This is a genomic window from Bradyrhizobium sp. SPXBL-02, assembly GCF_051853065.1.
Lineage (GTDB): Bacteria > Pseudomonadota > Alphaproteobacteria > Rhizobiales > Xanthobacteraceae > Bradyrhizobium.
The window spans coordinates 92,550-117,436 of record NZ_CP182474.1; the positions used below are offsets into that span (position 1 = coordinate 92,550).

20 protein-coding genes, 1 tRNA gene and 1 pseudogene are annotated in these 24,887 nt (G+C 66.1%); 9 read left to right on the plus strand and 13 right to left on the minus strand.

The features are described 5' to 3' along the window. Positions 1-4 precede the first annotated feature (4 nt). The 4 genes from ACNJYD_RS00440 to ACNJYD_RS00455 all read right to left on the minus strand — a co-directional run bounded on the left by ACNJYD_RS00440 (position 5) and on the right by ACNJYD_RS00455 (position 5,107). Positions 5-526 carry a TerB family tellurite resistance protein gene (locus tag ACNJYD_RS00440; RefSeq protein ID WP_439365041.1) on the minus strand — a complete coding sequence of 174 codons (522 nt, stop codon included), beginning with the start codon at positions 524-526 and terminating at the stop codon, positions 5-7. Positions 527-867: 341 nt separating this feature from the next. Beyond that, complete coding sequence (locus ACNJYD_RS00445) at positions 868-2,277, minus strand: adenylate/guanylate cyclase domain-containing protein (RefSeq protein WP_172787887.1); 1,410 nt, start codon at positions 2,275-2,277, stop codon at positions 868-870. A gap of 50 nt (positions 2,278-2,327) precedes the next feature. Then, complete coding sequence (locus tag ACNJYD_RS00450; protein ID WP_439365042.1) at positions 2,328-3,698, minus strand: cytochrome P450; 1,371 nt, start codon at positions 3,696-3,698, stop codon at positions 2,328-2,330. A 35-nt stretch (positions 3,699-3,733) separates the two neighbouring features. Then, the gene (locus ACNJYD_RS00455) at positions 3,734-5,107 is read right to left on the minus strand and encodes a hydrolase (protein WP_439365043.1); all 1,374 of its coding nucleotides are present in this window, start codon (positions 5,105-5,107) and stop codon (positions 3,734-3,736) included. A gap of 135 nt (positions 5,108-5,242) precedes the next feature. On the opposite strand from ACNJYD_RS00455, the gene ACNJYD_RS00460 reads away from it, so the two are divergent. After that, positions 5,243-6,925, plus strand: a complete 1,683-nt coding sequence (locus ACNJYD_RS00460; RefSeq protein WP_172787884.1) for an MFS transporter — start codon at positions 5,243-5,245, stop codon at positions 6,923-6,925. A 118-nt stretch (positions 6,926-7,043) separates the two neighbouring features. Here ACNJYD_RS00460 and ACNJYD_RS00465 read toward each other — a convergent pair whose 3' ends face one another. Together ACNJYD_RS00465 and ACNJYD_RS00470 are read right to left on the minus strand one after the other, a co-directional pair. Next, positions 7,044-7,259 (minus strand): cysteine rich repeat-containing protein, encoded by a 216-nt coding sequence (locus ACNJYD_RS00465; RefSeq protein WP_172787883.1) that lies wholly within the window; start codon positions 7,257-7,259, stop codon positions 7,044-7,046. Positions 7,260-7,431: 172 nt separating this feature from the next. Beyond that, a complete protein-coding gene (locus tag ACNJYD_RS00470) occupies positions 7,432-7,725 on the minus strand; it encodes a hypothetical protein (protein WP_439365044.1) in 294 nt (97 codons plus the stop codon). 252 nt (positions 7,726-7,977) lie between these two features. On the opposite strand from ACNJYD_RS00470, the gene ACNJYD_RS00475 reads away from it, so the two are divergent. Further along, positions 7,978-9,021: a polysaccharide deacetylase family protein gene (locus tag ACNJYD_RS00475; protein ID WP_439365045.1), complete on the plus strand. Its 1,044-nt coding sequence runs from the start codon at positions 7,978-7,980 to the stop codon at positions 9,019-9,021. Positions 9,022-9,149: 128 nt separating this feature from the next. On the opposite strand, the gene ACNJYD_RS00480 is transcribed toward ACNJYD_RS00475, so the two are convergent. From ACNJYD_RS00480 to ACNJYD_RS00495, 4 genes are all read right to left on the minus strand, one after another. Beyond that, positions 9,150-9,225 (minus strand) — tRNA-Thr (locus ACNJYD_RS00480). A gap of 99 nt (positions 9,226-9,324) precedes the next feature. Continuing rightward, entirely contained in the window at positions 9,325-11,160 is a 1,836-nt protein-coding gene (locus ACNJYD_RS00485) for a heme biosynthesis protein HemY (RefSeq protein WP_439365046.1), read from the minus strand. A gap of 36 nt (positions 11,161-11,196) precedes the next feature. Beyond that, complete coding sequence (locus ACNJYD_RS00490) at positions 11,197-12,417, minus strand: COG4223 family protein (protein ID WP_439365047.1); 1,221 nt, start codon at positions 12,415-12,417, stop codon at positions 11,197-11,199. Between the two features lie 63 nt (positions 12,418-12,480). After that, the gene (locus ACNJYD_RS00495) at positions 12,481-13,227 is read right to left on the minus strand and encodes a uroporphyrinogen-III synthase (protein WP_439365048.1); all 747 of its coding nucleotides are present in this window, start codon (positions 13,225-13,227) and stop codon (positions 12,481-12,483) included. Between the two features lie 151 nt (positions 13,228-13,378). Between ACNJYD_RS00495 and tsaD the strand changes: the two genes are divergently transcribed. Genes tsaD through ACNJYD_RS00510 form a run of 3 tightly spaced genes read left to right on the plus strand, consistent with a single transcriptional unit; the run spans position 13,379 to position 15,851 of the window. Then, complete coding sequence (tsaD, locus tag ACNJYD_RS00500; RefSeq protein ID WP_439365049.1) at positions 13,379-14,452, plus strand: tRNA (adenosine(37)-N6)-threonylcarbamoyltransferase complex transferase subunit TsaD; 1,074 nt, start codon at positions 13,379-13,381, stop codon at positions 14,450-14,452. 2 nt (positions 14,453-14,454) lie between these two features. Then, entirely contained in the window at positions 14,455-15,435 is a 981-nt protein-coding gene (locus tag ACNJYD_RS00505) for an NAD(P)H-dependent glycerol-3-phosphate dehydrogenase (protein WP_439365050.1), read from the plus strand. A 2-nt stretch (positions 15,436-15,437) separates the two neighbouring features. Next, positions 15,438-15,851: an EVE domain-containing protein gene (locus tag ACNJYD_RS00510; protein ID WP_439365051.1), complete on the plus strand. Its 414-nt coding sequence runs from the start codon at positions 15,438-15,440 to the stop codon at positions 15,849-15,851. A gap of 115 nt (positions 15,852-15,966) precedes the next feature. On the opposite strand, the pseudogene ACNJYD_RS00515 reads toward ACNJYD_RS00510, so the two are convergent. Next, positions 15,967-17,045: pseudogene (locus tag ACNJYD_RS00515) on the minus strand (adenylate/guanylate cyclase domain-containing protein). A 101-nt stretch (positions 17,046-17,146) separates the two neighbouring features. On the opposite strand from ACNJYD_RS00515, the gene ACNJYD_RS00520 reads away from it, so the two are divergent. Next, positions 17,147-17,602 carry an SRPBCC family protein gene (locus ACNJYD_RS00520; protein WP_172787875.1) on the plus strand — a complete coding sequence of 152 codons (456 nt, stop codon included), beginning with the start codon at positions 17,147-17,149 and terminating at the stop codon, positions 17,600-17,602. A gap of 113 nt (positions 17,603-17,715) precedes the next feature. On the opposite strand, the gene ACNJYD_RS00525 is transcribed toward ACNJYD_RS00520, so the two are convergent. Next, on the minus strand, positions 17,716-18,885 hold the full coding sequence (locus ACNJYD_RS00525) for a DNA topoisomerase IB (protein ID WP_172787874.1): 1,170 nt from the start codon (positions 18,883-18,885) through the stop codon (positions 17,716-17,718). Between the two features lie 389 nt (positions 18,886-19,274). Between ACNJYD_RS00525 and acs the strand changes: the two genes are divergently transcribed. Both acs and ACNJYD_RS00535 read left to right on the plus strand, forming a co-directional pair. Next, positions 19,275-21,221: an acetate--CoA ligase gene (gene acs, locus ACNJYD_RS00530; protein WP_439365052.1), complete on the plus strand. Its 1,947-nt coding sequence runs from the start codon at positions 19,275-19,277 to the stop codon at positions 21,219-21,221. A 440-nt stretch (positions 21,222-21,661) separates the two neighbouring features. Further along, a complete protein-coding gene (locus ACNJYD_RS00535; protein WP_212257908.1) occupies positions 21,662-22,177 on the plus strand; it encodes a L,D-transpeptidase in 516 nt (171 codons plus the stop codon). 54 nt (positions 22,178-22,231) lie between these two features. Here the strand turns inward: ACNJYD_RS00535 and ACNJYD_RS00540 are convergent, their stop codons facing one another. After that, complete coding sequence (locus ACNJYD_RS00540; RefSeq protein ID WP_212257906.1) at positions 22,232-22,819, minus strand: thermonuclease family protein; 588 nt, start codon at positions 22,817-22,819, stop codon at positions 22,232-22,234. A 226-nt stretch (positions 22,820-23,045) separates the two neighbouring features. Between ACNJYD_RS00540 and ACNJYD_RS00545 the strand changes: the two genes are divergently transcribed. Then, on the plus strand, positions 23,046-24,764 hold the full coding sequence (locus tag ACNJYD_RS00545; protein WP_212257904.1) for a methyl-accepting chemotaxis protein: 1,719 nt from the start codon (positions 23,046-23,048) through the stop codon (positions 24,762-24,764). Positions 24,765-24,887: the final 123 nt, after the last annotated feature.

Genomic DNA, 24,887 nt, shown 5'->3' on the forward strand with positions numbered 1-24,887 from the left:
TTCGTCATGTGGCGCGCAGGCCAGGCAATCCGCCGGGGACAGGTCCGACAGCGCGATCCTTGACCTGGCCACCGGCACGCTCCGCAACGGCGTGCTTCAGCTCGATGCGGTCGCGCTGGGAAATGCCGAGCAGATCGGACGCGCGCCAGACCACATTGTCCTCGAACTCGCTGACCTCTCCGTCGGCATAGACCAGCTCCCACATCATCTGCACGATCCGCTTGCGGCCCGCTTCGTCGAGCGAGCGCATGATGACGCTGGTGAAGTGATAGAGGTCGACGGCCTCACCCTCGACCTGGATGGCATCCGCGATCAGACGGTCAGCGGTGCCACGGTCGAGCCCGAAATGGCTTTCGATCAGGCTGTGCAGCTTGCGCTGCTCGGCCGCGCTGGGCTGGCCGTCCAGCGAGACCACATGGACCAGCAGCGCGGTCGCGGCCAGCCGATAATCGCTGTCGCCGAAGGCGCGGTCCTGGGCTTGGGGGCCGACAATGTCGGCGATGAATTGACGCAAGCCGTCGAGCATAGGTCCTACCGAGATCGATGACGCCGCAAGGAGCGCGGCCGTTACCAGCATTATATGAGCGGGAAACTCAACCGCCGCAACGTGCGTCAGTTCCGCGCGCGCATTACGTTTCGGCAATCTGGGAGGGGCCTTAGGCCTCATGACATGGGCCGACCCGGCCACGACGATGGAGGATGTATCACCCATCTGCGTCTACAGCGTCATTGCGAGCGCAGCGAAGCAATCCAGAACTCTTTCCGCGGAGACAGCCTGGATTGCTTCGTCGCATCAGCGCAAAATTGCTTCGCAATTTTGTCGCGAGCTCCTCGCAATGACGGAGATGGTGGCAAATTCCGCTGGTCTCACGGTATCTCGTACACCACCATCTTGTCGGCGATGCCGCGGAGCGCGGCCTGTTTCTGAATCGGCTTGATCTCGCGCTGTTGAAGGATTTCGGCAACCGCCGGCACGTCGAGCACCGGGCCGGTGATGTGGATCTCCTGCGCGGTCGACAGGCTCTGCACGCGGGCGGCGATGTTGACGGTCTGGCCGAAATAATCCTGCCGCTCGTTGAGCATCACCGCAAGGCAGGGGCCTTCATGGATGCCGATCTTGAGAATGAGATCGTTGGCGCCGCGTTGCTTGTTCAATTCGTCCATGGCTGCACGCATGTGCAGTCCCGCGGTGATGGCGTGCTCGGGCCTGACGAAGGTCGCCATGACGGCATCGCCGATCGTCTTCACCACCGCGCCCTTCTCGGCCGCGATGATCTCCAGCAGCGCACGGAAATGCGCTCGCACGAGATCGAAGGCACTGAGATCGCCGACGCGCTCGTACAAGGCCGTCGAGCCCTTCAGGTCGGTGAACAGGAACGTCAGGGACGTGATCTTCAGCCGCTGGTCGACGTTGAGATTGTCGGCCTTGAAGACGTCACGGAAGGTCTGATTGGAAAGCATCCGCTTGGCGGTCAGGATCGGCTTGCGCTTGCCGATCATCTCATGCAACGCGTCGGCGGCAATCCAGACCGACGGCAACACGCGATTGCCTGATTGGTTCTCGAGCGTGAGACGCAGCGGTCCGGGACGCATCACGGTGGTCCCCGTGGGCGCCTCCAGCTTGTTGAACATGATCGAAAGCTGCTGGCGTTCGCTGGTCGGCTCACCCTGGACATCCAGGAAGTGGGCGGAATGGGTGACCGGCTCGAAAACGATGATGAACTGGCTGGGCAGGTTCAGCGAGAGGATCGCCTTTTCTCCCGCAGGCAGTTCGAGCGCTTCAAGCGTCACTTCGTTGATCAGGCGTGAAAACGATTCCTCGTTGATGTCGACACCCGAGCTCCAGAACATCTGTCGCACATATTCCCAGATCGGCAGCGTGTCGGGATCGTGAGCCCCGATGCGGCGGACCCGCGGACTGACGGTGAAGGCGACTTCGACCATCTCGTCGACGGACGCCTCGTATCCGGCCGCACAGAGAGCGCAGTTGTAGTCCTCGTGCTTCAGCGATTTCAACGTTGCATGCGCGCCCAAGACACCACCGCAGCCCGGACACAGCACGTTCCAGCTCATGTCGAACAGGCCGAGCCGTGAGGCATGCAGGAATCCGGAAATGACCTTCTCCTGATCGAGCCCGGTACGATCGGCAAAATCGAGCACATTGATACGGTTGAGATCGCGATCATGACCATTGGCGATCAGCTGCGCGATCGCATCGACCACCTCTGGATCGGCGGTCTGCTTCAGAACGGAGAACTGGGCCTGGATGTCGCTCATGGCGAAACTCTATCTAGGGTGGGTCACGCCAACGGCCAGACGCGCGCCTGTCACCGACGCGTGATGCGGAACATGGGTGAGTGGTCCGGCTGGGTGGTGACGACGCCAAGCGGGATCACGGCGGTCGCGGGGTCGGCGAGCTCGACACGAAATGCGCCGATCAACCGCGCCAGCGCCAGCACGGATTCGGCCTGGGCGAACGGCGCGCCGATGCAGACGCGCGGACCCGCGCCGAACGGCAGGTAAGCAAAACGGTCCGGTGCCTCCTTCGACATGAAGCGCTTTGGAATGAAGGCGTTCGGCTGATCCCACAGCTTCTCGTGCCGGTGCAACAGCCAGGGCGCGATCATGATGATGTCGCCCTTGCCGATCTCGACGCCCGCCGCGTTGTCCTTGTCGCGCGCGGCACGCGCGACCAGGAAGGCCGGCGGATAGAGCCGCATCGTCTCGTCGATCACCGCGCGGGTGAATTTCTGGCGATCGATGTCGGCCATGCTGTCGAGATGCTCGCCGCGGGTCTCGGACGCCACCTCCTCCTGCGTTTCAGGATCGAGCGCGAGCAGGTAGAGCGCCCAGAACAGCGCCGTTGCCGTGGTCTCGTGGCCGGCGAGGATCATGGTCGCGACCTCGTCGACGAGCTGCTCGTCCGAGAAGCCCTTGCCCGTTTCGGGATCGCGTGCCTCGTCCATGAGATCGAACAGGTCGCGCGGTGGCGCGCCGTCCTTCTTGCCGGCCTTACGCCGCTCGGCGATCAGCATGGCCACGAACTCGGTCCAGCGCTTGCGGAAACGGGCGCGGGCAAAATCCATCGGGCTCGGCCAGGACACCGGCAGCACCATGTCGAGGAAATAGGGACGTCCCAACCGCGCGGCATATTCCATGATGAAGTCGCGCAGCGTCGCGCCGTGCTGGTCCATGCCGAACGAGAACATCGTGCGCCCGGCGATCTCCAGCGTCATGCGCTGCATGATCTGGCGCAGGTCGACCGGCTCCCCGGTTTTCGCGTCCAGCCTGGCGATGGTCTCGTCGAGCACCGCCGTCATATGCGGAACGAGGTTCGCGGTCGCGCGCGGCGTGAAGGCCGGCGCGAGTGTGCGGCGCTGGAAGGTCCAGGAATGACCTTCCGCGATCAGAAGGCCGTCGCCGAGCACGGGGCGCAGCATGCGGATGCCGGCCGGCGTGCGCGTGTAGTTCTCGTAATTGCTGAGCAGGACGTGCCGGATCGCGTCCGGCTGGTTCAGGATGAAGCTGTTGCGAAAGAAGAAGCGGCCCGGGATGACCTCTTCCTCATAGGCGCGCTGTCCCCAGGTCGCGATCATGTTCTGCCTGATAACCGCGAGCCGGCCGAAGAACGACATATCGTCAGGCGCACGCGGGGGAGCCGGAGGGATGATGGGCCGACGCACGCTGGCGATGTTCATGGCTCTCTCCCGCAGGGTGGGACGCAGGTAAATAGCTAGTAAGTCAGCTCGGCAATGGCAATCCGGTTCTCGGACGCAGGCCAGGCGCGTGCCACAATTCGTTCTTCGCCGAATTGGGCGACGATGTTACGGCCAACCTCGCTGGCGGGAAGCCGCAGGGTTGCTGCCGCATCCGTGGGCACGCCCGGCTTGACGTCGGCCGGCTCCTTGCCGTCAAGCAGCACCACGTCGCGCGGCAGGCCGAAATAGCCGCGCGGACGCGACATGATCACGACGGCGCCGGCCTCCTTGTCGGCCGGCCCGAGCGGGCGCGCAGGCCGCAGATGCACGACCTCGGACGAGCGCGGGAAGGGCGAGCGATAAATGTGCGTCGTCGGCGCATCCGGCGAGGTCAGCACGAATTCGAGCGACCAGGCGGGATCGACCTGCGCCGGCCCCCAGCGGCCATCGGAGCCCGTCTTCGAGCTGTGCAGCGCACCGGCTTTGCGCTCACCGGTATCAGGATCGACACGGAAGACATCGACGGTTGCACCCGCGACCGGGCGATTGGTCGGCGCGCCGCCGGGCGTGCCGGTGACCAGGCCGCTCAATGTCACACTGGCCTCCGGCGCGATCGCGATGCGCGCAGGCTCACGGCCGGCGATGAACTTGTAGATCTCCCGGAACGCGCGCGGGTGGAAAGCCACCTCGCGATGGTCGAGCGCGCCGAGCACGAGATTGGTGGCGCCCTTCAGCTCCGGCCCTTCGGCGGTGACATTGGTCGGCGTGCCGGGCTTGCCGATGAAGCGGCCGTCGCTCTGCGCATATTTGTCCATGCCATCGCTGCGCAGCGTGAGGAAAGCAACGCCCGGCGTCACCTCGCTCTCGCCCTCGTTCAGGCTGCGCAGGAACGTGCCGCGGCCGTTGAACTCGTTGTTGGGCTGGTCGTCGGTCGCGAACACGCCGTGATTGGGCGTGCCGCACAGCACGGCATGGCTGACATCGCCGGCGCCGCCGTTCCTGATGACGTTGCGGATGGCGTTGCCGCCGCGCGAGCTGCCGACCAGCGCCACGCGAGGCGCGCCGGTGCGGCGCTTCAGTTCAGCGATGGCGGCAGCAAGCTCACGGCGCTGGTCCTCGGTCGAGGAGCGGCCCGCCTGCTCGACCTTGTCGTCGTTGCGCGCCAGGGGGTCGGTGAAATTGATCGCCATCATGCGATCGCGTGCGACGCCATTCGACTCCATCCGCCACAAGGTGGTCATCCAGAGCGCGCCGTAATCGCCATTGCCGTGGACGAACAGAATCGGCGGCAGCTCGGTGCCCGCCGCGGCGGCGGGCGCGGTCTGGGCAAGCGCGTCCGTCCGCAAGCTCGCAAGTGCGAAAGGCACGCTCGCAGCCCCTTGCAAAATCGTCCGTCGCGACAGCTTCATCTGTTCCTCCCGGCAGCCCGCCTCTTTGCACTGCTTATAGCGGCCTAAGCACTGGACAGCGAAGGACTTTCGCGGGCATCACTGAATTGGCCGGAATCACCACGACCACTTCTGCCATCCGACATGGAAGGGGATATGACCGAGCAGCCGAACCGCCCGAAAATGGCCGCCGACGGCATCACTGCGCCCCTGCGGTACACCGTGTTCCGGCGGATCTGGCTCGCCAGCCTGCTCTCCAATCTCGGCCTCCTGATCCAGGGCGTGGGCGCGGCCTGGGCGATGACGCAGATGGCGGCGTCGGCAGACAAGGTGGCCCTGGTGCAGACCGCCTTGATGCTGCCGATCATGCTGATCTCGATGCCCGCCGGCGCCATCGCCGACATGTATGACCGTCGCATCGTCAGCGTGATTTCGCTGTCGGTCGCGTTGATCGGCGCGAGCGCGCTCACCGTGCTGGCCGGCTTCAACCTGATCACCCCCGAATTGCTGCTCGCCTTCTGCTTCGTCGTCGGCAGCGGCAATGCGCTGTTCGGCCCGGCTTGGCAGTCCTCGGTCAGCGAACAGGTGCCGCCCGAGGCATTGGCGTCCGCGGTGGCGCTCAACGGCATCAGCTACAACATCGCGCGCAGCTTCGGTCCGGCGGTCGGCGGCGTCATCGTCGCTGCACTCGGCGCGGTGGCCGCGTTCGCCTGCAATGCGATTCTCTATCTGCCGCTGCTTGTGGTGCTGCTGCTCTGGCGCCGCAGCAACGAGCCGTCGCGCCTGCCGCGGGAAAAGCTCAACCGCGCCATGGTCTCGGGCGTGCGTTACATCACGAATTCGCCGCCGATCAAGATCGTGTTGTTGCGCACGCTGGTGATGGGCCTGATCGGCGGCGCGGTGATGGCGCTGATGCCGCTGGTCGCGCGCGACCTCCTGCATGGCGGCGCACAGACCTACGGCATCATGCTGGGCGCCTTCGGCATGGGCGCAGTGATCGGCGCGCTCAATATCCACGAATTGCGCAAGCGCATGAGCGGCGAGGCCGCGATCCGCGCCTGCACCATCTCGATGGCCTTCGCCATGGCCGCCCTCGCTTTGAGCACGGAGCCGGTGCTGACGGCAACCGCGCTGGTCCTGGCCGGCGCGGTCTGGATGGCTGCGATCGCGCTGTTCAACATCGGCGTGCAGCTCTCGGCGCCGCGCTGGGTCGCGGGCCGCTCGCTCGCCGCGTTCCAGGCCTCGATCTCCGGCGGCATTGCGATCGGCGCCTGGGGCTGGGGTCATCTCACCGATTATGCCGGCGTCGAGATCGCGCTGCTGACCGCGGCAGGCCTGATGCTGGTCTCGCCGCTGCTCGGCATCTGGCTAGCGATGCCACGCGTCGGCGCGCGCAACGAGGATGCGGACGTGCTGGCCGATCCCGAGGTGAAGCTGTCGCTGACCGGACGCAGCGGACCGCTGGTGGTCGAGATCGAATACCGGGTCGCGCAAGAGAATGCGCGCGCGTTCCACAACGTCATGCAGGACGTGCAGCTCTCCCGCCAGCGCAACGGCGCCTATGGCTGGTCGATCGCGCGCGATATCGCCGACCCCGAGCTGTGGACGGAGCGCTATCACTGCCCGACTTGGCTCGACTATTTGCGTCAGCGCAACCGTTCGACCCAGTCCGAACGCGCGCTGCATCAGCAGGCGATCGATTTCCACATCGGCCCCGAGCCGGTGCGGATCCGCCGCATGCTGGAGCGTCCATTCGGCTCGGTGCGCTGGAAGGACGAGACGCCGGACCGCGCCAACAGCGAGGTGCTGCCGGTGGTCGCGGCCGGGAGCAGTACGTAACTCTGGTCATTCCGGGGCGCGCGAAGCGCGAACCCGGAATCCATCGAGCAGCATGAGCGTGGAGAAATGGATTCCGGGCTCGCGCCTTACGGCGCGCCCCGGAATGACGAGGATGTGTTTACTGCCCGTGATCCGTCAGCACCTTGTCGCAGCCCTTGCTGAGCCGGGTGCGGTTCTGCTTCAGGCAGGCGAGCACGGCGCCGTCGCCATTGTTCATCACGGCGCGGCAGAAGCGGCTGACATCGCGCGCGCAGGCATCATGGCCGGGCTGCTGTTGCGCTGATGCTGCCGATGCGCACAAGAGCAAAGGAAGAATGAAAAGAAATCTGGTCATCGCGTAATGCCTCTACCCGGAAGAAAGTGCGGGCGAAGCTAGTGCGACGATCCGGAGGCTGCAACGGCTTTATTGCCGGGTTGGAGGCAAGCCACCGCGTGGCCCCGGCGTGACACCGGGGCACATCGCGAGGGGGAGCTGACCAGCGCGACGATCGTTGTTGCGTGCGCTCTTACTGGCTGTCCCGGGCGTCAGCGACCTTGCGCGAGGCGCCCTTGGCGAGGTCCTTGTCCATCACCGCGCGGCAGCCGGCGCTGAGGTCCGAGCGATGCTTGATCATGCACGCCGTGATCTTCGGGATGTTGGGGATCTCCGCCGAGCAGAGACGGAAGGCATCGCCCGTGCACATCTGCTGCGCCTCAGCCGTGAAGGCGAAGCTCGCGCTCGTCGAAGCGATCGAGACGAGGGCGGCAAAGCCCAGAGCCAAGCTGGTGTCGCGGATCTTGCTGGTAAACGACTTGATCATTTGAAGCTCCCATTGGCACCGCCTCAGCGGGCCCGTTATCGATGGGAGCTACGATGCTCCGGCAAAACCGTTTCCACTGTGATGACAGTCACGGGAGACCCACTCTCTGTGATCTCGGTCACTTTGGCGCACCCTACTGAAATTCCACCGCAACCGCTGTCGTGTTGGTGTCACGTTAACTCTTGGTTCGCATTAATGGCTCGTCGCGCGGGAAATTCCGCCGGTTTGGTTGCGTAATTGGAAAGATTAGCGATGCGTAATGCGTTGGGCCTGATGCTGGCCAGTGTAGTTGCGGCGGTCGTGATCGCCGCCGGCGGTTGGTTTTATTACTCCACGCGCGCCGACCAGGGCGCTCCGAAGACAGTTGCCGCCCGTGTCGCCGACCCATTGCCGGCACAGGCGAAGCTCGCCGCGAAGGACGACGTCGAGACCACCGCGACCGTCGCGGCCAAGCCAGCCGCTCCGGCACCTGCGCCGGTCATGCCGATGCAGCCGAAACAGGTCTGCGCCAATCCGAACGCGCTGGGTGTGTCCCGCGTCGTCGAGATCGACACGACGGGCGGCCCCGGCTTCGGCTTCGAGCATTTCAAGCAGTTCGACTTCCTGACCGAGAAGGAGGTCGTGCTGACCTTCGACGACGGACCGTGGCCGGTCAACACGCCTACGGTGCTGAAGGCGCTCGCGGACGAATGCACCAAGGGCCTGTTCTTCTCCGTCGGCAAGCACGCGACCTACCATCCGGAGATCCTGAAGCAGGTGCTGGCCCAGGGCCACACGGTCGGCACGCACACCTGGTCGCATGTCAATCTGAACAGCAAGAAGTTGACCGAGAGCCAAGTCAAGGACGAGGTCGAGAAGGGCTTCAGCGCGGTGAAATTCGCGCTCGGCACCAATCCGGCGCCGTTCTTCCGCTTTCCGCAGCTGCAGCACAATCCCGCGATGGTGAGCTATTTCGGCACCCGCAACGTCGCGATGTTCTCGACCGAAATCGACTCCTTCGACTTCAGGAAGGGCGCGACGCCGGAGAAGATCGTCGAGACCGTGATGACGAGGCTGGACAAGCTCGGCAAGGGCATCATCCTGATGCACGACTTCCAGAAGAACACGGGCCTCGCCCTGCCAACGCTGCTCGCGCGGCTGAAGGCCGGTGGCTACAAGGTCGTGCAGATGAAGGCCAAGGCGAGCCTCCAGACGCTGCCGGAATACGACGAGGCGCTGATGAAGGACATGAAGGTGCCGACCGCGGGCACCAACACACGCCCGATCGCGAGCGTGGTGCAGACGGTGTCGCAGTAAGCGCGATCAATCCAAACTCTTGCGTCATGGCCGGGCTTGTCCCGGCCATTTGCGTGTCTGGATCAGGCGAAGACGTGGATGCCCAAGCCCAGGCATGACAGCAAGATTGCGGGATCCGAATCGGGCGCTGGTGCCGCAAGAGGGATTCGAACCCCCGACCCCGTCATTACGAATGACGTGCTCTACCGACTGAGCTATTGCGGCGAACCTGCCGAGACCGAAGCAATGCCGGCCCCGATACGCGCGCTCCTGATATCGGGCATGGCCCGAATTGGCAAGGACAAGCCGGGGGCGAAATGCGGCTCACGCGCCCCAGCGGGACCAGAATCCGCGCCAGCCGCCCGCCTGCGCCTTTGCGTGGGCTTTGGGCGTGCCGATTTGTTCCGTAAATTCATCGCTTGGGCCCTCGTCGTCGATCCCGGGATCGTCGGGTGCACGGACGATCGGAATGACGGTCTGGATCGGCGCCGAGGCGGGCTTACTGAGGTCGGCCCGGGTCCGGAAGACGGGCGTTGCCGCCGGAGGCGATGATTCGGCGGGCGGTGGAGCCGGATTCGCCGGCTCAGCGGGTGTGACGGCCGGCTCGTCGACCTCCGCAGTTTCCTTCGCAGCTTGCTCCGCGGTTTCCTTGGGAGCTTCCTTGGCAGCTTCCTTGACAACCTCCTTCGCGGCCTCCTTGGCCGGAGGGGGTGAATTGTCCTGCGCGGCCGGTGCCGGCACCGGGGCCACCTCCGGCGGTTCCACCGAGGCCTCGCTGGGAACCGCAGTCACCCGCTTCGGCGGCGGAGCGGCCAGCATGGCTTCCTCGAAGGCCGAGGATTCGAGCGTGGGGCCCCTGTCCGAGGGCAGGCTCGCGACCGGCGTCTGCCATTGGAACGCATCGAGGCGGCCGGTGACCGGGGAGACCGGACGCCAGCGGTCGCTGACATAGCCGTCCGCGGTCCAGGCGGGATCGAGGCGGGCGCGCACCGCGCGCAAGGTCCAGGCGCGGGCTCGGCCGCCGTCACCATGCTCGGTGCGCTCGAGCTCGGCCATCAGCAGCGCGACGCGCTGGGTCGGATCCTTGAGATAAGGCGCGAGCACCTCGCGCGCGCGGGCGAACTCCGAGGCCTCGATCGCAGCGCGCGCGATGGCGAGCTGCCCTTCGACATAACCGGGCTTGTCGGCGGGGGTCTTCGCGGCGAGAGTCTCCACCCGCTGCAAGCGGTGCCATGCGGTATCGCCGAGCTTCACATGCGCATAGGCTTCCGCAAGATCGGGATGCGGATTGGCGAGCCAGGCGGCTTCCACCATCTTCATGGCGCGGCGCACCTGATGCGCCTCGCTCTCGAATTTTGCCGCGAGCACGGCCGCCGGCACCAGGGTCGGGGCGAGCTTGACCGCTTCCATCGCGCTCTCCCGCGCGACGTCGCGGTCCATCGTTTCCAGCTCCAGCGCACGCGCGGTGAGCAGCACGCCGCGCTGCCGGCGATAGGTCTGCTTGTCGATCAGGCCCGCGGAGAGATTCGAATCGAGGATCGCGAGCGCGCCGCTCCAGTCGCCGCGCGCGCAGCGGAAGCCGAGCACCGCGTGCGAGGCCCAGGTCGCGGACGGCGACAGCTTGATCGCCTCCTCCGCGATCATCACGGCGCCGACCGCATCATCGGCGCGCTGCGCCTCGATGAACAGGCCGCGCAGGCCGAGAAGCCGCGTATCCTCGCGCTCGGCCATGACGCGGAAGACGCGCTGCGCCTCGTCGCGATTGCCTTCGAGCTGCGCCGACTGCGCGTGCAGCAGCAGCGCGAGCGGATCGTTCGGTGCATGCCGCCGTGCCGCCTCGGCGTGCCGGCGCGCGAGCGCGGGATCGCCATGGCCGATCGCGAGCAGGCCATGGGTGATGGCGTGACGGCCGCGGGCATGGCGCTTGTCATGACGCCGGCGGCGCAGGCGCCCTGGCATGCGCCAGACCATCGTCAGGACGCTCCAGACCAGCACGACGGAAGCGGCAAAGAGCCCGAGCAGGAACACGAACCTCGGCAGCGTCGTCGAGATGCGGAAGCTGCCCGCGGTCAGGACGAGATCGCCGGGCTGGTCGGCAACCCAGGCCGCGCCGGCCGCCGCCAGTGCGATCAAGACGAGAAAGAGGACGATGCGAAGCATGGTCGATCCCTATACGCGCCGATTGTTGCGCGAATCTTATTGAGTAGATTTGGCGAGATCCGCCATGGCATCGTCGGCGAATTTGCGGGACGCGGCGAGCGCGGCGTCGCGGGCGTCGGCCTTGTCGAGCCAGGCCTGTGCCGCGGCGCGATCTGCCACGGGCAGCGTCTTCAGCTCGCGCCGCGCCTCGGCGAAATCGCTGCGGAGCGCCGCCGCCGTCACGCGCGACACGATGGCGCCGCGATCGTTGCCGACGCCGTCGGTGCGCTCGATCCGCACGAGCTTTGAGGCGCCGGCCTGGAGACGCTCGACAATGCCGGCCTCGCTCGACGGAGCTTCAGCCGGCGGCGACAGCTTCGGCACGATGTTGAGGAGCTCGCGGCTCAGCGCAGCCGATGTCGGGATGCCGGACGATGCAAACGCCTCGAGCGGCTTGAGCATGTCGGGTTTGGCCGTCAGCGACCGCGCCGCGGCCAATTGCGATTGATAGGGATCGCCGTGGCGAACGGCAACGTCGAGCAGCGACGCCGCCACCACATAACGGAGCGGCTTGTCGTCCATCGTCTTGGCCTCGGCGATCTTCTCGCCCTGCTGCGCGAGCTCGGCCCGCTCGGTCTTGCTGGCGCGCTCGAGCTGAGCGATGCGGTCGGTGAGCGCGGTAAGATCGGGCGCGGCAGTCGGCGGCGCGGATTTCGTATCGTTCAGCGCGCTCGCCGTCTTGTCGAACTGCGCGCGCAAATTGGCGATGTCACCGCGCAGGGCGCTCGCCGCTTTCTCCAACGCATCGATTCGCGCCACTTGGGCCGGATCGGCCGCGAGCTTGACGGCCTTGGCTTCGACCGCGGCAACGCGTCCGCTCAGCGCATCGACGGTCGCACTGGTGACCTGCGGCGCGGCCGGCGGGGCCTGTACCGCCGGCCAGCCCAGCATCCAGCCGACCGCGATCACGACCGCAGCTGCGACCGCGCCGGAGAACGGTGCAACGACCCAGGGGGAGATCGGCGCCGATACGGGCGCCGCCGCGGACGCCTGCTGCTCTGCCGATTCGGGCTGAGGCTCGGCCTTGAGCTCTTCCGAGCCGGGCTCTTCCACCCTGGCCTGCTCCTGCGCGACATGCTCGGCCGGCTCGGGCTCGCCGGCGACCTGCTGCGGCTGGGTCGAGACTTCCGTCGCCTCGAGGTCGATGGTGGGCGGGGTGCGCTTGGCACGACCCGGATCGGGCGCCAATCCAGCGTCTTCAGGCTTGTCGTCGGCCATCGTGACGGTTCCTCACACTTCCATACCAGGGTGGATCAGATTGCGTCGGATTCGGCCCGACCTTTACGCCAAACGGGTGCGCAACGCACGCTCCAAGGAGTCGAATAAGGCAGTTTCGTCCGGCGTTGCGGCCACCAGAACCTGCGACGCGCCGGCCTCGCGCAGCACGCCCGCAACGGTCTCGGACAGGCAGCAATGCGGAATCGCCAGCGCCGAAATTTCAACACCTTCGTCCCGCGCCGCATCGAGGAACGCACGCGCGCTACGCCGGGAGTAGTGCAGCACCGCCTCGATCCCATGGGCGGCAAAGCCTTCGCAGACCTCGCGCGGCAAATGCTTCACCGGCGCCATGCGATAGGTCGTCCGCGTCACCACGCGGAAACCTTCCGCACCGAGCTCGCCGCCGAGGTCGCGCGACAGATCCCCGCCGGCGAGATACAGCAGCGTGCTCTTTTTCTTCAGCACCTTGTCGCGCGCGCTCTGCATCACCTTGTCGCGCAAGGACGCGGCATCGCCGCCGGCGACGATCACCTCGGCAAAACCGGCCTCGCGCGCCGCAGCAGCCGTATGCTCGCCGACCGCGAACAAAGGCAGCTGCAACAGACCGAGGTCCGGCAATTGCAGCACCAGGGCGCGGATCGCGTTGGCCGAGGTGACGAGAACGGCATCGTAAGAAACGTCACTCTCGCCTTGGAAGGCGACCGGCTCGAGCTTGAGCGCCGGCGCAAGCAGCACCGCATGCCCGCGCGCGCGCAGATTGTCCGCCGTCGCCTCGTTGTCGGGATGCGGCCGTGTGACGAGAATGGACATCGCTGGTGTTCCCGGACCATTTGGCGGTGACGCATTGACCAGAACGGCTGCGCGTGACGATTGCGCAAGCCGACCCCGGGATGCTACCGGACGTACCAGAACTCTGCTTTACGGATGAGCGCAAGGGCGCAAATTGGATAACAATTCGCCAATGCTGGTGCTGGGCATCGAAACCACCTGCGACGAGACCGCTGCGGCCGTGATCGAACGCGCGGCCGACGGCAGCGGCAAGATCCTGTCCAACATCGTGCGGTCGCAGATCGAGGAGCATGCCCGCTTCGGCGGCGTGGTGCCGGAGATCGCCGCGCGCGCACATGTCGACGTGCTCGACGGGATCATCGACCGTGCCATGGACGAGGCCGGCATCGATTATGCCCAGCTCGACGGCGTCGCGGCGGCCGCGGGGCCAGGGCTGATCGGTGGCGTCATCGTCGGGCTCACCACCGCGAAGGCGATCGCGATGGTGCACGACACGCCGCTGGTTGCCGTGAACCATCTCGAAGCGCATGCGCTGACGCCGCGCCTCACCGACGGTATCGAATTTCCCTATTGCCTCTTCCTCGCCTCCGGCGGCCATACCCAGATCGTCGCGGTCACCGGCGTCGGCCAATATGTGCGGCTCGGCACCACGGTCGACGACGCCATCGGCGAGGCCTTCGACAAGGTCGCGAAGATGCTGGGCCTGCCCTATCCCGGCGGCCCGCAGGTCGAGCGCGCGGCGGCAGGCGGCGATGCCACGCGCTTTGCGTTTCCGCGGCCGATGCAGGGACGCCCGGATGCCAATTTCTCGCTGTCGGGACTGAAGACGGCGGTGCGCACCGAAGCGAGCCGGCTGACCGAGCTCACGCCGCAGGACATCAGCGATCTCTGCGCGAGCTTCCAGGCCGCCGTGCTGGATTCGACGGCCGACCGGCTGAGCGTCGGCCTCAGGCTTTTCAGCGAGCAGTTCGGCGCACCGCGCGCGCTGGTCGCCGCCGGCGGCGTCGCCGCCAATCAGGCGATCCGCGGCGCCCTTGATGATGTCGCAAGGCAGGCCGGGACGCAGCTGATCATGCCGCCGCCCGCGCTTTGCACCGACAACGGCGCCATGATCGCCTGGGCCGGCGCCGAGCGCCTCGCGCTCGGCCTGACCGACACGATGGACGCGCAGCCGCGCGCACGCTGGCTGCTCGACGCCAACGCAACGGCGCCCGCCGGCTACGGCAAGACGCGGGCGGGATATTAGCGATGACCGCGCCGCAATCCGTCGCAGTAATCGGCGCGGGCGCCTGGGGCACGGCGCTGGCGACGGTGGCGGCGCGAGCCGGGCGAAACGTGACGCTGTGGGCACGCAATGCCGAGCATGCCGCGCGGATCGCATCGACGCGCGACAATCCGCGGCTGCCCGGCGTGCGGATCGCGCCTGAGATCGTCGTCACGAGCGATCTGTCGCTTGCCGCGCGTGCGGACATGCTGCTGATCGCAACACCGGCGCAACATTTGCGCGGCGCGGTCAACATGCTGGCCTCGCACATCACGAAGCCAATGCCGATCGTCGCCTGCGCCAAGGGCATCGAGCACGGCACCCACAAGTTCATGACCGACGTGATCGCCGAGGCCGCGCCGCACGCGCAGCCGGCGATCCTGTCGGGGCCGAGCTTTGCCGACGACGTCGCACGTGGCCTGCCGACGGCAGTGACCCTGGCGGCAAGCGATGAGGCGCTGGCCAGCAGCCTGGTGCAGGCGCTGGGCTCGCCGACATTCCGCCCCTATCACTCCACCGACATCCGCGGCGTCGAGATCGGCGGCGCCGCCAAGAACGTGCTGGCGATCGCGGTCGGCATCGCGGTCGGACGCAAGCTCGGCGCCTCCGCGCAGGCGGCGCTCACGACCCGCGGCTTTGCCGAGCTGACGCGCCTCGGCCGCGCGCTCGGCGCACGCAGGGAGACGCTCACCGGCCTCTCTGGCCTGGGTGATCTCATTCTGACCTGCTCGAGCCCGCAATCGCGCAACTTCGCCCTCGGCCTCGCGCTCGGGCGCGGCGAGCAGCCTCCCGCCGGCAAGCTCGCCGAGGGCGAGTTCACCGCCCCCGTGCTGATCGAGCTCGCGGCTTCGCAAAACATCGAGTTGCCGGTATCGGAGGCGGTCGCATCCATCCTGAGCGGCCGGAGCACGATCGATGCCGCGATCTCGGGGCTGATGACGCGCCCCTTCAAGGCAGAGGAATAAGCATGGCGTACTGGCTCGTGAAATCCGAACCGTCGGTGTGGTCCTGGGAGCAGCAGGTTGCGAAGGGCGCCAAGGGCGAGGCCTGGACCGGCGTGCGCAATTTCACCGCGCGCCAAAACCTCGTGAACATGAAGAAGGGCGACAAGGCGTTCTTCTATCATTCCAACGAGGGCAAGGAGATCGTCGGCATCGCCGAGATCATCAAGGAGGCCTATCCCGATCCAACCGACAAGACCGGTAAATTCGTCTGCGTCGACATCAAGGCCGACAAGCCCCTGAAGACGCCGGTGACGATGGCCGCAATCAAGGCCGACAAGAAGCTCGCGGACATGGCGCTGGTGAAATATTCGCGCCTCTCGGTGCAGCCGGTGACGGCGGAGGAATGGAAGCTCGTCTGCAAGATGGGCGGGGTTTAGTCGCATCTTGCCCTGGATCTGTAGGGTGGGCAAAGCGCAGCGTGCCCACCATTCAGGATGAAAGCTCGCGGTGGAATGGCGGGCACGGCGCGCGTAGAGCGCGCCTTTGCCCACCCTACAGATCCGGTAACGCAAACACCTCGCACGGCGCGGCAATGCCGCGCAGCGCATGCGTCCCGAGCGCAACGAGCGGCATCTCCGTTTCGGCGGCGAGTGCGCCCGAGACCAGCACGGTCCGGCCCAGCGGCTTGCACAATCCCTCCAGGCGGCTGGCGAGATTGACCGCGGGGCCGATCGCGGTGAAGTCGAGCCGGTTGGCGGCGCCAATATTGCCCCAGAGCATCTCGCCGAGATGGAGCGCGGCGCCAAACGACAGCGGCGGCAATCCTTGCGCGCGGCGCTCCTTGTTGAGATACGCCATCCCGGCCTCGGCTGCGCCTGCAGCACGCAGAGCAGCGTCACAGGCCGGCGCGGCGACGCCTCGAGCACCGGAAAGATCGCCAGCACGCCGTCGCCGATGAATTTCAGCACCTCGCCGCCGAAGGCGTGAACCGCGCCGGCGATGCGATCGAACCAGGCGTCGAGCGCCGCGATGACGTCGGCCGGCGGTGTGGTCTCCGACAGGCTCGTGAAATTGCGCAAATCCGCATAGAGCAGCGCGGCCTGGATGGTCTCGCCGAGATCGCGGCGCAGAGGCGCCGCGAGCACCCGCTCCGCGCTGCGCGTGCCGAGGTAAGCATCGAGCGTCGCCCGCAAGGTGGCGCGCGCGGCGAGCACGGCAAGCGGCGTCGCGGCGAAGCGCGCGGCCTGACGTAGGTGCTCGATCTCATCCGCCGTGAACGGACGCGGCCCGATCCAGCCGAGCAGCGGCCCATCGGGCCGTCCGGCGACATCTTCATGCACCTGCCCGCGCGCGCTGTCGCGCAGCCAGCGACGGCCGGCGTCGTCGGGGGGATCGGGCGCGAGGCCGCCGGGCGCGAAGCCGAGCGCTTCGATCACCTGGCCGCTATCGGCACGCCACAGCCAGGTCCGTTTCGCGATCAGGGGATGCGGCACCGCCAGCGTCAAGGCGCCTGCCGCGAGCGGCACGCCGTCGGCGACCAGATGCGCGCCGAGTTCCGCGAGCAGGCGGTCGGCCCCGGGACAATCCGAGGCGGCATCGAGGAGCCAGGCGAGGGTCGAAGAGAGGTGCATGGCCCGATGATGACGAAGCCGGGCCGTCTTTGTCACGGGCAATCCTTGACGGAGCGCCGGGCCGCCGCCATGTCCCATCGTCAGACCAGGGATGATCGCCGATGCCCGAGCCGTTCATAGTGCGACGCGAGACCCAGATCGCGGCCCCGCGCGCCACCGTCTTCGCCTATCTCACCGACCCCGAAAAGATCCTGAGCTGGATGGGCTCGGATGCGACCACCGAGCCGTATCCCGGCGGGCTCTATTTGCTCAAGGGCGTCAGCCCGCGCGGCGGTGTCGCCCGCGGTGTCTTCCGCGAGGTCGTGCCGGTGCATCGTCTGGCCTACACGTTCGGCTGGGAGGGCGGCCAGGAAGTTCCGCCCGGCTCGAGCCTGATCGAGATCGACCTGATCGAGCAGGACGGCGGCACGCTGCTGCGCATGACCCATAGCGGCCTGCCGAACGAAGCGCAGGCCGCCGCGCATGCGACGGGATGGGCACACTATCTGGAGCGGCTCACGATCGCAGCCGCGGGCGGCGATCCCGGTCCGGACAAGGGTGTGTCAGAAAAGAAGTAGCGCTCGGTAGGGTGGGCAAAGGCGCGCCCTTCGCGCCGTGCCCACCACCTTTCACCATGAGCAAATGGTGGGCACGCTTCGCTTTGCCCACCCTACGAGAGTGCGGCGCGCCGTTACACCGCTGCGGTCGCCACCACCTGCGCCAGCAGCTGTTCACGCCTCGCCTGCGAGCGCTGGCCCTTCATGGTCGCGGCGAAGCGCTCGAGGATGCCCTCCTCGAAGGCGGTGACGATGGTATCGTGGACGTAGCTCTTGCGGCAGATCGCCGGCGTGTTGGAGAGCTGGTCGGCGGCGGCGCGGATCGCGTCCAGCACCTGCTTCTTGCGGCCGCGCTGGCTGCTCGCCGGCGTGATCCGCGACAGCGATTCCACCACGACGGCGGACGCCATCAGCGTACGGAAATCCTTCAGCGAAATCTTGATGCCGGCGATCTCGCGCAGAAACGCGTTCACCTGGGTGGTGTTGACCGCGCGCACGATGCCGTAGGCATCGCGATACTGGAACATGCGCTTGCCGGGAACGCTCTGCAAAATGCCGATGGCGCGCACCAGCTTGGCGGCGTCGCACTCCTTGCGCACCGCCTTGCCGCCCTTGGCCTTGAAGGTCAGCACGAAGCAATCGTCTTCCAGCGTGACGTTGGACTTCAGCAGCGTGGTGGCGCCGCGGGTGCCGTTGAGGCGGGCGTAGGATTCATTGCCGGGACGGATCGCGGTACGCGCGATCAGCTCGATCACGGCCGAGAGCGCGAACTCGCGTGTTGGCTCGTCACCGGACAGGAACGCCGAGACCTTGCGCCGGATTTTCGGCAGCGCGCCGACGAGCTTTGCCAGGCGATGCGCCTTGCGCTGCTCGCGGACCTTCTCCCAATCGGCGTGATAGCGATATTGCAGCCGGCCCGCGGCATCGCGGCCCACCGCCTGAAGGTGCGAGTTGGGATCGGCGGAGTAGCGCACCTCGCGATAGGCCGGCGGCACCGCCATGGCGTGCAGCCGGCGGATGGTGCGGGCGTCGCGGATATGCGCGCCGTTGGGACGGACGAAGGAATAGCCCTTGCCGCGCTTGATACGGCGGATGGTCAGCTCGTTCTGGTCGCCGAGCCGCAAGCCCAGCTCCTTGGCGAGGGCCTCGACCGTCGCCGCAGGCGCCGTGTCGTAGGTCTTCTTCGGGCTCGGGCGCCTGAAACCGGTCGGTTTCGGCCATTGTCCGAGGGCCTTGGCCAGGGCAATGGCTGCAGGATCGGCTGAAGCGGGCCGCATCGTCCCGAGATTCTGCTGATCCATCATGGTCTTACGCCTTAGCCCTGTCTGTTATCGATCAATGCCGCTGTTCTGATTTTTGTTCCGAAGGGTCTCTTTGGACCCGGGTTGGCCATTTAGGGGGTTCCGAACGCTATTGCGAGTCCCGAATCAGTGTGATGAGGTTTCTAAATACCTCCGACCAGCGCATAGGGCTCTGCGGCGTCCCTTCTGGCGGTTTGGGCCAAGAGCCGAAAGGCGCCTGTCGGCCTGTTTCAGAATTGCGACAGCGAGCCTTCCGGACCTTGATCCTCCGCATGGCTTGCTGCCCGCCGAAGGTCCAGCTTGTGCTCCTTGTCGGGTCCGGTTAGCCCGACGCATAATCCGTCAAACGATGCTGTCGGCATTGCCTGAGCTTGCCGCATGTGGAGGGAAGCATGTCCGAGAAGATCTACGACGTCCCCGCGGAGTGGGCGAAGCGCGCCTGGGTCGACCAGGCCAAGTACAAGGAGATGTACGCCCGCTCGATCTCGGACCCGAACGGCTTCTGGGCGGAGCAGGCCAAGCGCATCGACTGGATGAAGGCGCCGACGGAGATCGAGAACGTCTCCTTCGCGCCCGGCAACATCTCGATCAAATGGTTCGAGGACGGAATCCTCAACGTCGCCCATAACTGCATCGACCGGCATCTCCACACGCGCGCCCACCAGACCGCGATCATCTGGGAAGGCGACGATCCCTCGCAGTCCCGCCACATCACGTACAAGGAGCTGCACGACGAGGTCTGCCGGATGGCCAACATCCTGCGCACCCGCAACGTCAAGAAGGGCGACCGCGTCACCATCTACCTGCCGATGATCCCCGAGGCCGCCTATGCGATGTTGGCCTGCGCGCGGATCGGCGCGATCCACTCCGTGGTGTTCGCGGGCTTCTCGCCCGACAGCCTTGCTCAGCGCATCAACGATTGCCAGTCCAAGGTCATCATCACCGCGGACGAAGGCCTGCGCGGCGGCAAGAAGGTGCCGCTGAAGGCCAATGTCGATGCCGCGCTCAGTAAAGCCGACGGCGTCGACTGGGTCGTCGTGGTCAAGCGCACCGGCGCCAAGGTGGACATGAACCCGACGCGCGACCTCTGGTACCACGAGGCCGCGGCGATGGTGACCACGGAATGCCCGGTCGAGCACATGCACGCCGAGGACCCGCTGTTCATCCTCTACACGTCGGGCTCGACCGGCCAGCCCAAGGGCGTGCTGCACACCTCCGGCGGCTATCTCGTGTTTGCCTCGATGACGCATCAATACGTCTTCGACTATCACGACGGCGACATCTACTGGTGCACCGCCGACGTCGGCTGGGTCACCGGCCACAGCTACATTCTCTACGGACCGCTGGCGAACGGGGCGACGACGCTGATGTTCGAGGGCGTGCCGAATTATCCGGATAATTCGCGGTTCTGGAACGTCATCGACAAGCACAAGGTCAACATCTTCTACACCGCGCCGACCGCGATCCGCGCGCTGATGCAGAGCGGCGATGAGCCGGTGAAGAAGACCTCGCGCGCCTCGCTCCGCCTGCTCGGCTCGGTCGGCGAGCCCATCAATCCCGAAGCCTGGGAATGGTATCACCGCGTCGTCGGCGACGACCGCTGCCCGATCGTCGATACGTGGTGGCAGACCGAGACCGGCGGCATCCTGATCACGCCGCTGCCGGGCGCCACCAAGCTGAAGCCGGGCTCGGCAACGCAACCGTTCTTCGGCGTGATGCCCGAAATCGTCGATGCCGACGGCAAGGTGCTGGAAGGCGAGACCACCGGCAACCTCTGCCTGACGCGGTCCTGGCCGGGCCAGATGCGCACGGTCTATGGCGATCACGCTCGCTTCGAGCAGACCTATTTCTCGACCTACAAGGGCAAGTATTTTACGGGCGACGGCTGCCGGCGCGACGCCGACGGCTATTACTGGATCACCGGCCGCGTCGACGACGTCATCAACGTCTCCGGCCACCGCATGGGCACCGCCGAAGTCGAAAGCGCGCTGGTGGCGCATGAGAAGGTGTCGGAAGCGGCCGTCGTCGGCTTCCCGCACGACATCAAGGGTCAGGGCATCTACGCCTATGTCACCCTGATGGCCGGCGTGCAGCCGACCGACGAGCTGCGCAAGGAGCTCGTGACCTGGGTGCGCAAGGAGATCGGTCCGATCGCCTCGCCCGACCAGATCCAGTTCGCCCCGGGCCTGCCAAAAACCCGCTCCGGCAAGATCATGCGCCGCATCCTGCGCAAGATCGCCGAGGACGAGCCGGGGAGCCTCGGCGACACCTCGACACTCGCCGATCCCGCCGTCGTCGACGATCTCGTCAAGAACCGGCAGAACAAGAAGTCAGCGTAAGGCAAGCTCGTGGCCCGGACGCAGCGCAGCGCTTCTTCAGCGGTGAGCTGCTGAGCCGGGGCCCATCTAACGACAAAGCGTGTGGCTTGCTGGGTCCCGGCTCTGCGCAGCAGCGTTTCACGCTGCAGCGCGTCCGGGACACGAGACTAGTTTTCGCGTCAGCCCCCAAAAGACAACAGCCATTCACACCCTCACGCTCTTGTCAGCGGGCGCGGTGGTGCGCCGGTATCTTTCCCGCCGAGTGTTGTTTTCAGGTCATTTACTTTATTTCGAACATTTCCTTTGTTCCCCCTGCTGGCCGGCCCTCGGCAGCCGCGCGTGGAAACCATTGGGTTAACGGGCGCGGTTAAGAATGAGCATCGACGAGGGCTTAGTGCGGCGGCGATTGCCGGGTTCTGCGTCATTTTGGACGATCCGTTTGGGGTTAAGGGGAAGCATCGATGTCGATGAGGATTGCGGTGGCGCTGGCCGCCACCATCGCGGCAGGGGCCTTGACGTCGACGACGGCGCAGGCGCGGCCGGAAATGGTGGGGTCACACCTGGCCGACTATTCGCCGGGCACCATCGTGGTCAAAACCAGCGAGCGGCGGCTTTATCTCATCCTCGGCAACGGCCAGGCCGTGCGCTATCCGGTCGGCGTCGGCAAGGCCGGCAAGCAGTGGGCCGGCACGACGCGGATCGACGGCAAATATCTCAATCCGGCCTGGGCGCCGCCCGCCGAGGTGAAGCGCGACAAGCCGAACATGCCCGACGTCATTCCGGGCGGCTCGCCGCGCAACCCGATGGGCGTTGCGGCGATGACGCTCGCCGGCGGTGAATATGCGATCCACGGCACCAACGTGCCGGGCTCGATCGGCGGCTTCGTCTCCTATGGCTGCATCCGCATGCTCAACGACGACATCACCGATCTCTATGGCCGCGTCTCCGTCGGCACGACGGTGGTCGTGACGCGCTGATCGAGGAGCTCGCGAGAAGACCGTCAAAGCCGCGTCGCTCGACGCGGCTTTTTGCTACCAGAAGCGCCAGCCCCGCGCGCACCAGCCGTCGCGATGGCCGCCATTGTAGCTGCGCACGTAGCCGCCCGCGAGCAGCGCGGCCGCGACGTCGGCGGTCCGTCTGGTCGCAACATCGGCGAGGACGCGCCCGTACTTGTCGGCGCCGAGATTGCCGATCGTGACGCCGCCCTGGCCCAGCAGATCGCGCAATGCGCGGGTCGCAGCTTCGGCCTTGTCCAGCTCCTCCTGGCAGGACGCCTTCAATTCAGGCGCATCGATGCCGCGCAGCCGAACCCGCGCAACGAGACCGCGGCCGTCACGGTGGCGCAGGCGCGCGAGAAAAGTGTCGCCATCGACGGTGCGGATGACCTCGACCGGACGGAGGTCGGCATTGCCGGTCTGCTGTAGGATAATTTCGGCATTCTGCCCCTGGTCGTCAGTCGCATGCGGCTGCGGCCAGTTTGTTCCGTGACGAAAGGTGATCACGATCGCCACCGCCACGCCGACCACGAACATCCATGGCAGCAGGCCCGAGAATTGGCGGCGGAACGGAGAACCGCTGAACGACGACCGATGAGGATTGATACGACCGGGGGAACGCATCGTTCCACGCTAGAGCTGAGTCGGGCAACCTCGCAAGCGCGTGCCTTCCACGCACTTCAATGCCGACTGCGTCGCTATCGCTGTTCCAAGCGCTCTCCGGCGGTGACCCCCTGTAGTTGCACGGGCTAATCGGCCGTACTTCTACGGTCACTATCGAATGTTACCCAATTTTCAATCTTTGGTTGCGAATACGATTGCTGTAGGGTGACGATCCAAGGAGGCAGAGGTGGGGACATTCAGGTTTCGCATCGGAACCAAGCTCGGCATCGTGACGGGCATAAGTGTCGTATTGGTCGGCGGCATGCTGATCAACCAGATGCTCGGTAACCGTTCGATCGCCGAATCCAATCGCCTGGTCACGATCAACTACCTCAACAAGGGCAATGCGCAGGCAGCGCAGACGGCGATGGCACGGGCGCAGCTCGCCGCTCTCGAACTCGGCTCGGCGCCGACAGCCGGAGAGGTCGACAGGCTCCTCGAGCTTCTCCGCACCCGAGGGGGCGAGGCCGGGTCGGAAATCGATGCCGCGACCGAGCGGGCGACCCGGAAGGTCACCCAGGACGCCTACCGTGAGACCAAAAAATTCGTCGAAGCGTATCTGACCAGTGGCATCGAGCTGGCGGGGGCGCAAAAGGCCCTCATTGCCGCTCCTGCCGGTGGTGCCAGGATTGCAGCGGAATCGGCGAAGGCAAGCATTCTCGCAGAGCACATGCGTCCGGCCGCTCTGGAAGTCAGCAAACGCATCGACGACCTCGTCGGCGTCGCCAACGAATTCGCCGCGCGCCGCAAGGGCGAGATGCTCACCGAGCTGGACCGGGTCGCCAATTTCGCATTGATCGTCGGTGTATTCGTCGTTCTGACGTTGGTCGGGTCCGCGGTGTTTTCCGTGATGAGTATCGCCAGGCCGGTCCGTCGCATCGGCGACGTGCTGCTGCAACTCGCGGGCGGCAACAAGGCGATCGAGATTCCCTACACGGGCCGCGGCGATGAAGTCGGCGACAACGCTCGCGCCGCCCAGACCTTCAAGGAAAATCTGATCCGCATCGAGCAGATGGAAGCCGAGACGAAGAATCAGGAAATCGCCGCGGCCGCTCAGCGCAAGCAGGAGATGACGCGGCTCGCGAGCGCATTCGAAACTGCGGTTGGCGGTATCATCGACTCCGTGTCGGCGGCCTCCCACCAACTCGAATCCGCCGCCGGCACACTGTCCGGCACGGCGGAACAGACCCAGCAGCTCTCGGGAATGGTCGCCGCCGCTTCGGAAGAAGCCTCCACCAACGTCGGAGCCGTGGCGTCCGCAGCCGAGGAAATGAGCACGTCGGTCGTCGAGATCGGCCGCCAAGTGCACGATTCCAGCCGCATCGCTAGCGACGCGGTCAAGCAGGCCGAGCGCACCGACGTCAGGATCAATGAGCTGCTCAAGGCTGCGGGCCGCATTGGCGACGTCGTCAAGCTGATCACCGCGATAGCCGAACAGACCAATCTCCTGGCCCTGAACGCAACGATCGAGGCGGCGCGGGCGGGCGAATCCGGCCGCGGCTTCGCGGTCGTCGCCAGCGAGGTCAAGGCGCTCGCAGCACAAACCGCGCGTGCGACCGAGGAGATCAGCGCACAGATCGCCGGCATGCAGGCGGCGACCGAGGATTCCGTCGGCGCGATCAAGGAGATCGGCGCAACCATCGCCCGCATCTCGGACATCTCGACGACGATCGCTGCGACCATCGAGGAGCAGGGCGCGGCGACGGCCGAGATTGCGCGCAACGTCAGCGAAGCCGCCAAGGGCACCGTCGAAGTTACGAATAAGATCGCGCAGGTCAGTCAAGGCGCCAGCGCCACCGGCGCGGCATCGGGACAGGTGCTGGCATCGGCGCGCTCGCTGTCGAGCGAAAGCAGCCTCTTGAAGACAGAGCTCGAGAAGTTCCTCAAGACCGTGCGCGCGGCCTGATCCGCAAAACGTCGGCGAGCATTCGCAGTGCTCGCGGGCGTGGGCGGCACCCCGGGATTCTCCGGGTTTGACGACAGCCATCCCACAACTATAGCCTGCATGTGATGCCGCAAGCAACCTCGT